14 protein-coding genes are annotated in these 14,839 nt (G+C 68.3%); 10 read left to right on the forward strand and 4 right to left on the reverse strand.

All coding sequences use genetic code 11. The features are described from left to right. The first annotated feature begins 117 nt into the window (after positions 1-117). From JL101_RS16425 to JL101_RS16465, 9 genes are all read left to right on the forward strand, one after another. Positions 118-1,044 carry a LysR family transcriptional regulator gene (locus JL101_RS16425; RefSeq protein WP_203097393.1) on the forward strand — a complete coding sequence of 309 codons (927 nt, stop codon included), beginning with the start codon at positions 118-120 and terminating at the stop codon, positions 1,042-1,044. A 95-nt stretch (positions 1,045-1,139) separates the two neighbouring features. After that, on the forward strand, positions 1,140-2,399 hold the full coding sequence (locus JL101_RS16430; RefSeq protein ID WP_203097394.1) for a fasciclin domain-containing protein: 1,260 nt from the start codon (positions 1,140-1,142) through the stop codon (positions 2,397-2,399). 156 nt (positions 2,400-2,555) lie between these two features. Then, complete coding sequence (locus JL101_RS16435) at positions 2,556-3,212, forward strand: TetR/AcrR family transcriptional regulator (protein WP_203097395.1); 657 nt, start codon at positions 2,556-2,558, stop codon at positions 3,210-3,212. 10 nt (positions 3,213-3,222) lie between these two features. Then, positions 3,223-4,458 carry an efflux RND transporter periplasmic adaptor subunit gene (locus JL101_RS16440; protein WP_203097396.1) on the forward strand — a complete coding sequence of 412 codons (1,236 nt, stop codon included), beginning with the start codon at positions 3,223-3,225 and terminating at the stop codon, positions 4,456-4,458. Positions 4,459-4,492: 34 nt separating this feature from the next. Continuing rightward, on the forward strand, positions 4,493-7,618 hold the full coding sequence (locus JL101_RS16445) for an efflux RND transporter permease subunit (RefSeq protein WP_203097397.1): 3,126 nt from the start codon (positions 4,493-4,495) through the stop codon (positions 7,616-7,618). 109 nt (positions 7,619-7,727) lie between these two features. Then, a complete protein-coding gene (locus JL101_RS16450) occupies positions 7,728-8,954 on the forward strand; it encodes an MFS transporter (protein ID WP_203097398.1) in 1,227 nt (408 codons plus the stop codon). 132 nt (positions 8,955-9,086) lie between these two features. After that, positions 9,087-9,668, forward strand: a complete 582-nt coding sequence (locus tag JL101_RS16455) for a YqaA family protein (RefSeq protein ID WP_203097399.1) — start codon at positions 9,087-9,089, stop codon at positions 9,666-9,668. A 32-nt stretch (positions 9,669-9,700) separates the two neighbouring features. After that, a complete protein-coding gene (locus JL101_RS16460; RefSeq protein WP_203097400.1) occupies positions 9,701-10,207 on the forward strand; it encodes a disulfide bond formation protein B in 507 nt (168 codons plus the stop codon). Between the two features lie 18 nt (positions 10,208-10,225). After that, on the forward strand, positions 10,226-10,870 hold the full coding sequence (locus JL101_RS16465) for a demethoxyubiquinone hydroxylase family protein (protein ID WP_203097401.1): 645 nt from the start codon (positions 10,226-10,228) through the stop codon (positions 10,868-10,870). 219 nt (positions 10,871-11,089) lie between these two features. Here the strand turns inward: JL101_RS16465 and JL101_RS16470 are convergent, their stop codons facing one another. Both JL101_RS16470 and JL101_RS16475 read right to left on the reverse strand, forming a co-directional pair. Next, positions 11,090-11,653, reverse strand: a complete 564-nt coding sequence (locus tag JL101_RS16470; protein WP_201079312.1) for an HNH endonuclease — start codon at positions 11,651-11,653, stop codon at positions 11,090-11,092. A gap of 209 nt (positions 11,654-11,862) precedes the next feature. Continuing rightward, complete coding sequence (locus JL101_RS16475) at positions 11,863-12,525, reverse strand: alpha/beta hydrolase (protein WP_203097402.1); 663 nt, start codon at positions 12,523-12,525, stop codon at positions 11,863-11,865. A 144-nt stretch (positions 12,526-12,669) separates the two neighbouring features. Between JL101_RS16475 and gluQRS the strand changes: the two genes are divergently transcribed. Beyond that, positions 12,670-13,509, forward strand: coding sequence for a tRNA glutamyl-Q(34) synthetase GluQRS (gluQRS, locus tag JL101_RS16480; RefSeq protein WP_203097403.1), 840 nt, complete (start codon positions 12,670-12,672; stop codon positions 13,507-13,509). Here the strand turns inward: gluQRS and JL101_RS16485 are convergent. Both JL101_RS16485 and JL101_RS16490 read right to left on the reverse strand, forming a co-directional pair. After that, positions 13,484-14,377, reverse strand: coding sequence for a DUF4743 domain-containing protein (locus tag JL101_RS16485; RefSeq protein WP_203097404.1), 894 nt, complete (start codon positions 14,375-14,377; stop codon positions 13,484-13,486). The genes gluQRS and JL101_RS16485 overlap by 26 nt on opposite strands. A 57-nt stretch (positions 14,378-14,434) precedes the next feature. Then, positions 14,435-14,752 carry a hypothetical protein gene (locus JL101_RS16490; RefSeq protein WP_228434870.1) on the reverse strand — a complete coding sequence of 106 codons (318 nt, stop codon included), beginning with the start codon at positions 14,750-14,752 and terminating at the stop codon, positions 14,435-14,437. Positions 14,753-14,839: the final 87 nt, after the last annotated feature.

A 14,839-nucleotide genomic window follows, 5' to 3' on the forward strand; every position in this document is an offset into this window, starting at 1 on the left:
CGGCACCGGATGATCGCGCCGACGCCACAACAGGTAGCGCGTTGCGCCGATCCTGATAATCACCGATGATCTCACTTCATTGTTCTGCAATGCGCAACAATACGGCGGGATGGACCGATGGACCGGTTGGACGACATGTGCGTGTTCATCCGGGTGGTGGATGCCCGCAGCTTTACGCTCGCGGCGGAGCGGCTGGGCTTGTCGAAGTCGGCGGTCAGCCGGCGCATGGCCGACCTGGAGAACCGCCTGGGAGCCCGGCTGCTCAACCGGACCACCCGCAGCCTCAGCCTGACCGAGGTGGGACAGGCGTTCTACGACCGGTGCACGCGGATCGTAGCCGACGTGGAGGAGGCCGAGCGCGCCGTCGCCGACCTGCACGCGCAGCCGCGCGGCACCTTGAGGATCAATGCTCCGATGTCGTTCGGCATGATGCATATCGCGCCGGCCATCGCCGAGTTCCTGCGCCGCCATCCCGGCCTGGAAATCGATATGGACCTCAACGACCGGTACATCGACCTGATCGAGGAGGGCTACGACGTCGCGGTGCGGATCGGCAGGCTGCGAGACAGCAGCCTGGTCGCCCGGCGCCTGGCCCCGAACCGGCGGGTCGTGGTGGCAAGCCCCGGCTACCTCAAGGCACATGGCCGCCCGGTCCACCCCGACGACCTGGGCGGCCATAACTGCTTGATCTACACCAACGCGCCGCTGGCCGACCAGTGGCAGTTCCGGGTCGGCGGCGAGGTGCGGTCGGTGAAGGTTTCCGGCACGCTGCGGGTCAACAACGGCGAGGTGTTGCGGGAAGCGGCCGTCGGCAGTCACGGCATCGCGATCCTGCCGACCTTCATCATCGGCGAGCAGATCGCCCGCGGCCAGCTGGACGTCCTTCTGATGGACTTCGTCGCCGGTGACAGCGCCGTCCACGCGGTCTACCCGCACGGCCGCCACCTGTCGCCCAAGGTCAGGGTGTTCGTCGATTTCCTGGCCGGGCGGTTCGGCCCGGTGCCTTACTGGGACGCCTCGCTGCATGTGCTGACCGGGGGATGAGCCGGCCTCCCGCGGGAACCCTTCTCCTCGCTCCATTGTTGTAGCGGTCAACAGGCTCATTGCTTGTCAAGAGACAAAACGCGGAGGATGAGGATATGAACAGGCTGATGTTCGGCGCGGCGGTCATCGCGCTTACCGCAGGGACGATGGGATCGGTTCAGGCCCAGACCTCTTCCGGCAGCACAGAGAATTTGCAACCGGCCTCCTGCACGCAGCTCGAAATCGGCCAGGTCGGAAACCGGGTTGACCAGCTCCAAGGCCAGCAGAAGGCCGAGGCCGAACTGATGCTCCAGCGGGCCCGCGATGCGCAGAACGACGGTGAGCTGAACCAATGCCGTCAGATCCTGGCTGATCTCGAGCAGATGCTTCCGGGCGGACAGCAGGTCACCAAGACCACTCCGCTTCCCGCCATCCTCGGCGGCGAGGGTGGCCAGGGCACCGCACGGAGCGGCGCCGACCCGCAGCAGGCCCCCATCCAGGCCGACAACGTGGTCGCGGCGCTGCGGGAGAACCGGCAGTTCAGCACCCTGGTCGGGCTGATCGAGAGCGCCGGCATGGCCGAGACGCTGAGCCAGTCCGGCCCCTACACGGTTTTCGCGCCGACCAACGCGGCTTTCGAGAAGCTGCCGCAGAACGTTCGCGACCAGCTGACGCAGGAGCAGAACCGCGACCAGCTCCGCGCCGTGCTGTCCCAGCACGTGGTCCAGAACCAGAGCATCGCCTCCACCCAGATCCCCCAGGAAATCAACGCGATGGGCGGCGGACCGATCGACGTCTCGATGACCAATGGCCGTCCGCGCCTGAGCATCGGCGCTCCGCAGCCGCCCGCCCAGGGCCAGACCGCGAACCAGACGGCGGCTTCCCAGACCTCGGCTTCCCAGCCTGCGGCCATGTCGGAAGTGCGCGACGCCCGCACCGCGCTGGAGAACGCGAACCAGACCCTGGGCGGCCAGGGCCAGGAGATGGAGGCCGTCCAGGACCAGATCGCGACCGCGCGCCAGGCGCTCGACCGCGGCTTGGCCCAGGCTCAGCAGTCGAATCGGGGTCCGCTTGAGCAGGCGAGTTCCGCGATCGCCCGCGCCGATCAGGCCGTGCAGGCCAACGACCGGAACGCCGCCCGCCAGGCCGTCGAAGACGCGCTGCTCCAGCTCCGCCAGGCCGAGACCGCGATGACCGATGGCTCGGGGACAGCGACGGGCGGGCAGACCGGTAGCGGCCAGCAGCGGACCGCCGACCGTTCGAACCAGAATCCGGCCTCGATCACGGTCGGCGATATCCGCACGGGCAATGGTTTCGTCCACGGCATCGATCAGGTGCTGGTGCCCGAGAACGTGCAGGAGGCCCTTGTCCAGTAAGGACAGCAGGCAACCCCAAGCGACTTTTCCAGGGCCGGCGCTCCGAACGCCGGCCCTTTTTATTTGTATTTGTCCCACTTGACGCATGTCCGTGATCGGCGTAGACCAGTGAGTGAATGAACGTTCACTCTCAGTACAGACGGCAGCATCACGGCAATGGCACAAAGCGTCAAGGAAGACTCGACCTCAACGACGGCGGCGGACCAGCGAGAGGCGCAGCAGCGGCGCATCCTCGCCGCCGCCATGACCTGTTTCGCGCGGTCGGGCTTCCACAAGGCCAGCATGCAGGATATCTGCGCCGAGGCCGGCATGAGCGCCGGCAACCTTTACCGCTATTTCCGCAGCAAGGAAGCGATCATCGCCGCCATCGCGGAGGCCGACCGCGTCCGCAACGCCGAGATCTTCGAAGTCCTGGAGCGGACCGACGATCCGGTGCGCGGCCTGTGCGCGCTCGCCAGCGCCTTCCTGCGCGAAATGCACGGTCGGGAGGCGCCGGCGCTCTGCACCGAGATCATCGCTGAGGCGTTGCGCAATCCCGAGATCCGCGCCATGTTCGAGCGCAATATAAACGAGGCCCACGCCGCCTGCGCCAAGGCGCTGCGGCGGGGCATCGAACAGGGCACCGTCGATCCCGGGATCGACGTGGACGTCACCGTCCGGCTGCTGATGGCCATGGGCGACGGCATCATCGCCCACCGCCCCATGGCCGATTTCATGACCGACGACAGGATCGACGCCGTGCTCGATACCCTGCTGGAACGGTTCCTGCGGCCGACGGCCGGCCCCTCCTCCCCGCCTCCCCTTTCCGAATAAGGCCAAGACCATGTCCCGAGCATTCGACCGCCTCTCGTTCACAGGCAAGCTGCTGCTCGGCGCGGCGCTGCTCGGCTGGTCCGCGGTCCCCTTCCTCGTCGCCTCGCCGGCCCTCGCGGAGGAACCCGCCGCCAGCGTTCCCAAGCCGCCCAGCGTCAGCGTGGTCAAGGCCCAGACCGGCACCCTGGCCGAGACGATCCTGATGACCGGCACCCTGGTCGCCCGCGACGAGGTGCTGGTCGGGGCGGAGATCGACGGGCTCGCCATCACCGAACTGCTCGCCGAGGAAGGCGACCGGGTCGAGCGCGGCCAAGTGCTCGCCCGCCTGTCGCGCGACATGCTGGACGCCCAGGCGGCGCAGAACAGGGCGTCGATAACCCGCGCCGCCGCGGCCATCGCCCAGGCCCGCAACCAGATCGCCGAGGCGAACGCCAACGCCAAGCAGGCCGACGCCGCCTTCGACCGCGTCCGCACCCTTCAGGACCGCGGCAACGCGTCCCAGGAGTCGCTGGAGCAGCGCGAGGCGGCAGCCCTGGTGGCCCGCGCCCGCGTCGCCGTTGCCGAGGACGCGCTGCGGCTGGCCCAGGCCGACAAGGACCTGGCCGAAGCCCAGCAGCGCGAGATCGAGGTCCGGATCGCCCGCACCCAGATCAAGGCTCCCGCCGCCGGGATCATCAGCCGGCGCGAGGCCAAGCTGGGAGCCCTGGTCTCCTCCGGCGGCGAGCCGCTGTTCCGGATCATCGGCAACGGCACGATCGAGGTCGAGGCCGACGTGCCTGAGACGGCACTCGCCCGGCTGCGCGTCGGCCAGCCGGGCCAGGTCCGTCCCGCCGGCATGGCCGATCCGGTTCCCGCCCGCGTCAGGCTGGTCTCTCCCGAGGTCGACCGCACGTCGCGCCTCGGCCGCGTCCGCCTGTCGGTGGACGAGGTTCCCGGGCTGGCGGTCGGCGCCTTCGCCCGCGGCGCCGTCGAGGTGGACCGCCGCGACGGCACCCTGGTGCCGCTGTCGGCCGTGCTCAACCGGCCGGAGGGTGCTGTGGTCCAGGTGGTGCGCGACGGCATCGTCGAGACCCGGCCCGTCACGGTCGGGCTGAAGGCCGAAGGCAAGGCCGAGATCCGGGAAGGCCTGAGTCCGGGCGAGGACGTCATCGCCGTCTCCGGCACGTTCGTGCGCGGCGGTGATCGGGTGACCCCGGCCCCCCAATCCCCCGCCGCATCGGCGGTCCAGACCAGCAGCATCCCCTAAGCGCCCTCACGAGAGAGAAGCGGGAGCCCGTTCCATGTCGCTCAACGTCTCCGCCTGGTCGATCCGCAGCCCGGTCCCGGCCCTGGTGTTCTTCGCGGTGGTCATGCTGCTGGGGATCGTGTCGTTCCAGTCGCTGCCGATCACCCGGTTCCCGAACATCGACGTGCCGGTCGTCTCGATCACCGTGACCCAGTCGGGTGCGGCGCCGTCCGAGCTGGAATCCCAGGTGACCAAGCAGGTCGAGGACGCGGTCGCCAACATCACCGGCGTCAAGCACGTCACCTCGACCATCACCGACGGCACCTCCACCACCGCGATCGAGTTCCGTCTGGAAGTGGACACCGACCGGGCGGTCAACGACGTGAAGGACGCGATCGCCAAGATCCGCGCCGACCTGCCGCGCACCATCGACGAGCCGATCATCGAGCGGATCGACGTGGAAGGCCAGGCGATCCAGAGCTACGCCGCCTCCGCTCCCGGCATGACGCTGGAGCAGCTGTCCTGGTTCGTGGACGATGTCGTCAAGCGCAAGCTCCAGGGCCTTAAGGGCGTCGGCCGGATCGACCGGATCGGCGGCGTCGAGCGGGAGATCCAGATCCAGCTCGACCCCGACCGGCTGATGTCGCTGGGCATCACGGCGGCCGACGTCAACCGGCAGCTCCGCGCCACCAACATCGACCTGGGCGGCGGTCGCGGCGAGCTGGGCGGCCAGGAACAGGCGATCCGGACGCTGGCCGGCGCCCGTACCCTGGACGACCTGCGCCAGACGCGGATCGTGCTGCCCGGCGGGCGCGAGGTGCGCCTGTCGGACCTGGGCGAGGTGGTGGATTCGTACGAGGAGCCGCGGTCCTTCGCCAAGCTGAACGGCGAGCAGCAGGTCGTCTCGTTCAGCGTGTTCCGCTCCAAGGGGGCCAGCAACGTCGATGTGGCCCGGGTGGTGGAGGAGGAACTCGCCCGGCTGTCGGAAGTCCACCCCGATGTCAGCTATACGCTGATCGACGACACGGTCGACTATATCGAGGGCAACTACGAAGCCGCGATGATGACCCTGCTCGAGGGCGCCGCCCTGGCCATCATCGTGGTGCTTCTGTTCCTGCGCGACTGGCGGGCGACCCTGATCGCCGCCGTCGCGATGCCGCTCTCCATCATCCCGGCCTTCTGGGTCATGAGCATGATGGACTTCTCGCTCAACCTGGTCAGCCTGCTGGCGATCACGCTGGTGACCGGCATCCTGGTGGACGACGCGATCGTGGAGATCGAGAACATCGTCCGCCACATGCGGATGGGCAAGTCGCCCTACCGCGCCGCGATGGAGGCGGCGGACGAGATCGGCCTGGCGGTCATCGCGATCACGCTGACCATCGTCGCCGTGTTCGCGCCGGTCAGCTTCATGGGCGGCATTCCCGGCCAGTACTTCAAGCAGTTCGGCCTGACGGTCGCGGTCGCCGTGCTGTTCTCCCTGCTGGTCGCCCGGCTGATCACGCCGATGATGGCGGCGTACCTGATGCGCGCCCACCCGCCCCGGCCGGAGCGCGACAGCGCGCTGATGCGGGCCTATACCGGGTTCCTGCGGGTCACGCTGCGCTGGCGCTGGCTGACGCTGCTGGCCGGCATCGGACTGTTCGCCGTGTCGATCTGGAGCACGTCGCTGCTGCCGACCGGCTTCATCCCGGCGGAGGACGCGGCCCGCTCCGTCGTCTCGGTCGAGCTGCCGCCGGGCGCCACGCTGGAGGACACCGCCCGGACCACCGACCGGATCGCCGCGACGCTCCGCGAGATGCCCGAGATCCGGTCGGTCTTCGCGATGGGCGGCACGACTCCGACCGGTGCCGGCCGCGAGGTTCGCAAGGCTGCGCTCTTCATCATGCTGACCCCGAAAGGCGAGCGGGAGCTGACCCAGAAGCAGGTGGAGGGGGAAATCTCCCGCCGCCTGGCCGAGGTGCCCGATATCCGCGCCTGGTACGTCAACGAGCGCGGCGAGCGCGAGCTGTCGATCACTGTGATGGGCAACGACGGCGAAGCGCTGGGCGAGGCGGTCGCCTCGATCGAGGCGGCGATGCGGCGCGAGCCGGGCTTCTCCAACGCCGCCGCCAGCGCCGGGCTGGACCGGCCGGAAATCCGCGTCCTGCCGCGCCTGGACGAGGCTGCCCGCCACGGCGTCTCGCCCGAAACGATCTCGGAGACGGTGCGGGTCGCCACGATCGGCGACATCGGCGCCAACCTGGCCAAGTTCAACGCGGGCGACCGCCAGATCCCCATCCGCGTCCAGCTCGACACCCAGGCCCGCCACGACCTGCGGCTGATCGAGACGCTGGCGGTGCCCAACACGGCGGGGGTCGCCGTGCCGCTGATGTCGCTGGCCGACATCTCCTTCGGCCAGGGCCCCTCCTCGATCGAGCGCTACGACCGGGAACGCCGCGTGCTGATCGGCGCCGACCTGACCGGCGGCCTGACGCTGGGCGACGCGCTCGCCCGGGTGAAGGCGCTGCCGGAGGTCCGGGACATGCCGGCCGGTACCCGCATCCAGGAGAGTGGCGACGCCGAGATCATGGGCGAGGTCTTCGCGGGCTTCGCCGCCGCGATGGGCGCCGGCCTCCTGATGGTGCTGGGCGTGCTGGTGCTGCTGTTCCACAACGTGTTCCAGCCGATCACCATCCTGCTGTCGCTGCCGCTGTCGATCGGCGGCGTCATCATCGCACTGCTGCTGACGGGCAACCCGATCAGCATGCCGGTGGTAATCGGCATCCTGATGCTGATGGGCATCGTCACCAAGAACGCGATCATGCTGGTCGATTTCGCGGTGGAGCAGGAAAGGAAGGGCATGCCCCGGATCGAGGCGATCATCGATGCCGGGCGCAAGCGTGCCCAGCCGATCATCATGACCACCATCGCTATGGCGGCCGGCATGCTGCCCAGCGCCATGGGAGCCGGCGACGGCGGCGAGTTCCGCGCGCCCATGGCGATCGCGGTGATCGGCGGCCTGCTGGTCTCCACCGTGCTGTCGCTGGTCTTCGTGCCCAGCTTCTACACCATCATGGAGGGGCTGTCGGAACGGGTCGGCAGCGTGCTGGGCCGCTTCGTCGGACCCAGGGAGGAGGACGACCCCCACGGCGCGCCCCATCCTGCGCCGGCCCTGCCGGTCCGCCACGCGGCGGAATAGGCGGGGAGCTGCCATGACGAAGGGTGCGTTGACCGTTGTCTGCGCACCCTTCATCGTTTGACACCAAACAGTCATGCGCCCCCTCAGCCATACCGCCGGTTCACTCCCCTTGAGCTACCTCGCCTTCATCGCCGCCCATGGGCGGATGCTCGCCTTCGGCTTCCTGCTGACCCTGTTCTCCAGCTTCGGCCAGACATTCTTCATCTCGCTCTCCGGCGGCTACATCCGCGAGGAATTCGGCCTGACCAATGCCGAATTCGGACTGCTCTACTCGATCGCCACGCTGGGCAGCGCCACCGCATTGATCTGGGCGGGCCGCCGGATCGACACCACCGGCCTGCGGCGCTACGTGACCGCCGTCTGCCTGGCGCTGGCCGCCGCCTGCATCGGGATGGCGACCGCCGGCCACGCGGTCCTGCTGGTGCTGGCGCTGTTCGGCCTGCGTCTGGCCGGACAGGGGCTGATGCCGCATACCGCCTTCACCACCATGGCCCGCCGGTTCGACACCGGCCGCGGTACCGCGCTGAGCCTCGCGGCGCTCGGCCACCCGACCGGGGAGGCCCTGCTGCCCACGGTGATGGTGACCGCCCTGGCGCTGCTGGGCTGGCGGAGCGCCTGGGCGGTCTGCGCGGGCGTGCTGCTCGCGGTGGTGCTGCCGTTGCTGCTCTGGTTGCCCCGCGCGGAGCCCGCCACGCCCGAGCCGGTCCCCGGCGGAGCCTCGGCATCGGCCCGTCCGGTGGCGGCCCGGGACTGGACGCGCGGGGAGGTGCTGCGCGACCCCCGCTTCTACATGGTGCTGCCGGCCTTGCTCGCCCCCGGCTTCATCAACACCGGCGTGTTCTTCCACCAGATCGCCCTGGTCGAGTCGAAGGGATGGCCGCTGTCCCTCTTCGCCGCCAGCTTCGCGCTCTATGCCGGGACCACCATCGTCACGTCGCTGACCGTCGGCCCCCTGATCGACCGGCTCGGCGCCGTCCGCCTGATGCCCTTCTACCTGCTGCCGCTGGGGACGGCCCTGCTCGTGCTTTCCTCCACCGCCGACCCGCTGGCGGCGGCCGGCTTCATGGCGCTGGCCGGGATCACCGCCGGGATCAGCGCGATCATCGTCGCGGCCGTCTGGGCCGAGCTTTACGGAACCCGCCACCTGGGAGCGATCCGGTCGCTGTCGGTGTCGGTCACCGTGCTGGCGACGGCCCTGTCCCCGGGGCTGTTCGGCTGGCTGCTCGACCGGCAGGGCAGCTTCGACGGCATCGCGATGGGGAGTGCGGCCGGCGTGCTGGCGGCGGCGGCGCTGACCGTCCCTGCCGTGCGGCGCCGCACCGGACGGGCGACGTAAGGACAGTAAGCTCGAAACGCCACGGAAGCGACGATCGTGCCGATTGCGTGCACTGCAGCGGACTGTTAGACACGACCGCGGATACCGGATACCGCCATGCGGGCCGGCAAACTGCTATGGGATGGCCTTTTCGTGATCAGACCGCTGTACGACTGGACGATGCGCCTTGCCGGTCATCGCCATGCCATGTGGGCGATGGGCTCCATCTCCTTCATCGAAAGCTCGGTCTTCCCGGTGCCGCCGGACGCGTTGCTGATGCCCATGGTGCTCGCGCGCCGCGACCGTGCCTGGGCGATCGCCACGGTCTGCACGATCGCTTCCGTCCTGGGAGGCGCGTTCGGCTACATGATCGGCTACTTCCTGTGGGACGCGATCGGCCAGCAGGTGATGAGCCTGTACGGCTACACCGACAAGATGGAACAGTTCACAGCCCTGTACAACGAGTGGGGCTTCTGGATCGTCGCCGGGGCCGGCTTCACGCCCTTTCCTTACAAGGTCATCACCATCGCCAGCGGAGTCACCCACCTGGACTTCGCCGTCTTCATGATCGCTTCGGCCGTGTCTCGCGGCGCGCGGTTCTTCCTGGTCGCCGGGCTGCTGTGGTATTTCGGGCCGCCGATCCGCACCTTCATCGAGAAGAACCTGGGCATCCTCGCCACGGCGTTCTTCCTGCTGCTGCTGGGCGGTTTCGTGGCCGTGCGATACATGGTCTGATGCCCCGGGACCCGTATTCGCCATCGGACACCATGAACACGTCAGACGCCCTGTCCGCCCCTCGCCTGCCCGCGCTCCTCCTGCTGGGAGCCGGCATAGGATCCTTGCTGGCCGCCTTCTTCTTCCAGTACGTCGTCGGGCTGCAACCCTGCGTGCTGTGCATCTGGCAGCGCTGGCCCTATGTCGCCGTGATCATCCTGGCGGCAGCGGCGCTGCTGCTGGCGCGGGCGCCGAAGGCGCGGGCGGCGCTTCTCGCGCTGTGCGGCGTGGCCCTGCTGGTCGGCGGCGGAATCGCGGTCTTCCATGTCGGCGTCGAACAGCACTGGTGGACGGGAACGCCGGGATGCGGCGTGACGGGGACCGCCGATTCGGTCGAGGCGCTCCGGGCGCAGATCATGGCGACTCCCGTCGTCCGGTGTGACGAGGTCGCCTGGTCGCTGTTTGGCATTTCCATGGCGGGATACAATATCCTGATCTCGCTCGTGCTGGCGGCGATCGCCCTGGCCGCCGCCGGCAGCGCCGCTTCTGCGGCGCGCTGAGAGGAAGAGGAGAGACCGATGACCCTGACCAACGAACGGCCGCAGCTGACGGGCCCCGACGAAACCCCGCTGATCGCGGCGTCTCCCGGCCAGACGGCCGCGACCGAAGCGCCGAAGGCGGCCCGCCCCCGTTATCTGCCCGGTGATCCCGAGACCCGCGAGCAGCTTGCCCGCATGATCCGGGTGAACCATGCCGGCGAGTACGGCGCCAAGCGGATCTACGAGGGACAGCTGGCCGTGCTGCGGAACTCTCCCGCCGCCAAGACCATCCGCCACATGCAGGAGCAGGAACAGGAACACCTGGATACCTTCAGCCGGCTGATCGTCGAACGCCGCGTACGGCCCACCGCGCTGCATCCGCTGTGGCACGTCGCCGGTTTCGCCCTGGGCGCCGCCACGGCGCTGATGGGCCAGCGCGCCGCGATGGCCTGCACGGTCGCGGTCGAGGAGGTCATCGACGAGCACTATGCCCAGCAGGCCGAGCAACTCGGCGACTCCGAGCCGGAGCTGAAGGGCTATATCGAAAAGTTCCGCGCCGAGGAGTTGGAGCACCGGGACATCGGCCTGGCCCACGAAGCCGAGCAGGCGCCGGCCTATCAGGTGCTGACCGGCCTGATCAAGGCGGGGTCGCGCGCCGCGATCTGGGCGGCCCAGCGCTTCTGAGATCGTTGCCTGTTGATTTTGACCGGCGGTCGGTCGACGGCTGCACGGTGGTCCCGATAAGTCGTGTGACGCGGATTGCAGTAGGTCGGCCTTGGCCTGCAGGGCCAACGCCGACACCCTGCATCAACGCTCCGGACACGCTGTCGGTGTCGGCCTTCGGCCGAGGCCGACCTACGCTCCCCGGCACCTCCCAGGCGCGATCCCAGGCGGTCGATGCGGTCAGAACGGGTCGAGTTCGGTATCCCAGTAAAGAAAATCCCGCCAACTTTCGTGCAAGAAGTTTGGCGGGAAGGATCGTCCGTTTTCCTGAAGCTGATGCGCCGTCGGCTGGAAGGGCGGCATTAACGGTACCATGCCGCACTGATTGGGTAGCCTGTTCCCTTTCCTGAGATTGCACGCCGAACAGGACGTCACGACGTTCTCCCACGTCGTTCGCCCGCCTTTCGACCGCGGGATCACGTGGTCGAACGTCAATTCCTGCGTCGGGAACGGCTCGTTGCAGTACTGGCACGAGAACCTGTCGCGCAGGAAGACGTTGAACCTGGTGAAGGCGGGACGGCGGGCCGCCGGGATGTACTCCTTCAACGAGATCACGCTGGGAAGCTTGATCTCGAAGTTGGGGGACCGGACGACTCGGTCGTATTCGGAGATGATGTTCACGCGGTCGAGGAAGACGGCCTTGACCGCTTCCTGCCAGGACCACAGGGACAAAGGAAAGTAGCTCAGCGGACGAAAATCCGCATTCAGTACCAGCGCCGGACAGTGATCGGGTGGTGGTGCCAAGCCCACGCCCTCCTCTGGTTCCCTTGCCTGTCAGGCCCAAGCGCCTGACTTGGATGCGCTTCTCTCATAGAGCATCCTCGACCCAAACTCAACAAGCTGGACCGCCGGACATTCCCAACTTCATGATGCTGTAACGGTGCGCCGTACCAACCGGCCCATCCACGCGGGTGGCCACGCGGGTGGGTGGGCCGGGGCTTACGGCGTGTAGGTCATCCCAGAAGCGCCCGTTTCAGGAAGAAACCGCCGCGGGTCAGGCCGTCCTGGTCGATTCCGTGCCCCAGGCCGGGCCGGACCTCGACTTCCACGGGCACGCCGGCGGCTTGCAGGACAGCCTGCGCGGCCGGCAGTGCCTGCGGCGGCACCACCTGATCGGCATCGCCATGGACCAGGAGGACCGGCGGACGGGACTTTATCTCCCCCGCCAGCAGCTCGGGAGCGAGCAGCGCGCCGGAATAGCCCAGGACGGCGGCAACCGAGTCGGACCGGCGCAGCGCCACGTAAAGGGATGTCATGGTGCCTTGCGAGAACCCGACGAGCGCCAGCTTGTCCGCCGTGAGGTTGCGTTCCGCCAGGGCCTGGTCGATGAAGGCATCGATCACCGGAGCGACCCGCTTGACCCCCGCCGTCATGGCGGACATCGAACGGTCCAGCAGGCTGAACCATTGATAGCCGTAGGGCGACATGTCGCACCGGTCGGGCGCGTTGGGGGAGATGAACTCGGCATCCGGAAGCAGGGCGCCCCAATAGTCCGCCAGCGAAATCAGGTCGTCGCCATCGGCGCCGACTCCGTGCAGCAGGATCACGAGCTGGCGGGCGGGTCCACCGGACGCGGGCGGGACGCCGGGTCCCGAGAGTTTGGCAAGGTCGCTCATGGGTGCTGTTTTGACCAACCCCATTCGTCCTGTCAATCTCCCTACGAACTACCAACGGAATTTGAACGGCGGCGCTTCCCACGCAGACGTCTTGGGCAGGAAGGGCTTGGCAAGGCACGAGCCACAGGGCCAGATGAGGGCGCCATGAGCATCGTCACACGTTTCGCCCCCAGCCCGACCGGGCATCTCCACCTGGGCCATGCCCATTCCGCCCTGTTCGGCTGGCACGCGGCAGTCGATCATGGCGGACGCTTCCTCCTGCGGATCGAGGACATCGATCCGACCCGGTGCCGGCCGGAGTTCGAGCGCGACCTGATCGAGGACCTGGAATGGCTCGGCCTGGACTGGCCCCGGCCGGTCCGCCGCCAGTCGGAGCATCTGGAGGATTACCGCGCGGCCCTGGAATGCCTGGACAGGCTCGGCGTGACCTATCCCTGCTTCTGCACGCGCCGGGAGATCGAGGAGGAGATCGCGCGCGCCGGGCACGCCCCCCATGGACCGGATGGCCCGCTTTATCCCGGCACCTGCCGCACCCTGACGGCAGGGGACCGGGCGGACCGCCTCGCCCGGGGCATACCCTTCGCCGTCAGGATCGACGTCGCCCGCGCGTCGGATCTGGCAGGGCCGCTCACCTGGCATGACCGCGCCGCCGGCATGGTCCCGGCCGATCCCGGGATCCTGGGCGACGCGATCCTGGCCCGGAAGGACGTGCCGACCAGCTACCATCTCAGCGTCACCGTGGACGACCATCTGCAGGGCGTGACCCTGGTGACCCGCGGAGAAGACCTGTTCTTCGCCACCCACCTTCACCGCCTGCTGCAGGCCCTGCTGGGTTACGCCGCGCCGGAGTATCACCACCACCGTTTGCTGACCAACGAGCACGGCGAACGGCTCGCCAAGCGCGACAAGGCGGTCTCGCTCCGATCACTCCGCGCCGCCGGCAGGACGCCGGCGGAGGTCAGGGCCATGGCGGGATTTCCGTGAAGCGGGAACTTCCCCAGAGGGGGCGCCGCAGACCCATGACGAGGTCCAGGTAGTCGGGTTGCTCGGGCTTCAGGTAGCCGTGGCGCACCAGGAAGTCGATGATCACCAGGTTCACGTTGAACTTGAAGTCGTCGGTGTCGCGGACTCGGGCGGCCACCTGGTCGAGCGGCCACAGCATGAATTCCTCCACCTCCCCGTCGGTGTTCCTCGGCGTGAAGTCCTCGGCCAGTTCGAGGTCGTAGAGGAACAGGGTGTCGGGTTTCAGGCCGGCCTCGTTCTCCATCAGGTAGGATACCGCGCCGACGGGCATGGCGCGACGGGCGGCGTCCGCAGACAGGCCGGCCTCCTCCTCCGCCTCCTTCACGAGGTTTTCGTCGAGCGACAACCCGTAGGGCTGGCCGCCGGCCACCAGGTTGTCCAGCTTGCCCGGGGCGATCCTGCGGTCGGTGGCACGCTTGCCGACCCAGAGATGAAGCCCATCGGGCCGCCGGACGAAACCGTTGATGTGGAGCCCGAAGGAACGGATGCCGAAGAAGGCGACCGCCGACCGGTCGATCTTCAGCAGCGGCTCGGCCCCCCAAGCCGTCACCACGGGATAGGCTTCCCGGCGGAGGCGCTGGATCGTGCCGTCGGCGACCAGGGCATCGAGGACCCGGGCCATGGCCTCCGACCGCGAATCGAACGTGCCGAGCGTCTCGCGCAGGGAAATCCCGTCCTGACCGACGTCGAAAACGTCGTCGAAGCGGGTGAGATGGTCCGCCAGGGCGTGGCGCACCCACCCCACCTGATCCCCTCCCACCCGGAAGGGGCGGAAGTCCGACAGGTCGTGCGTGTTGCAGGCGCGGATATGATGCAGGTAACTGGTCATGGGCGGATTAAACCCCCGCCCACGGCGTTCGTCACGCTGTTTTGTCCGGTGTGGCCCCTATTCCGCGGCGGCGCGGTACCGCTCGGACGTCAGCACCGTGTCCACATCGGGAATCTGGCGGAGGCAGGCGGCGACGTATTCAGCCTCGCTCCGAACCATGCCGTGCATCTGCAGGTCGATGATCAGCTCGTCGTCGCGGACGCCGCCGACCCGGCTGTGCCAGGAGGTCGGCACCAGTCCGCGTTTGGCGAAAAGCTCGAGCACCCGCGGCATCACGCCGGGATCGGCCGAGGCCTGCACCGAAAAGCAGGCGGTCGTGTCGGCATCGTAGGGGCGGGTTTCGGCACCAGGTGCCGACAGGGTGGGCATGGCCATCGAAGGCTATCCTTCATGCGATATCGTCTGGCTGGGTCAGCGGTCGAGTACCCCGGCCCTCAGAGGAGGACCGGGCCGCTAATTCGC

The organism is Skermanella rosea, assembly GCF_016806835.2.
GTDB classification, from domain to species: domain Bacteria; phylum Pseudomonadota; class Alphaproteobacteria; order Azospirillales; family Azospirillaceae; genus Skermanella; species Skermanella rosea.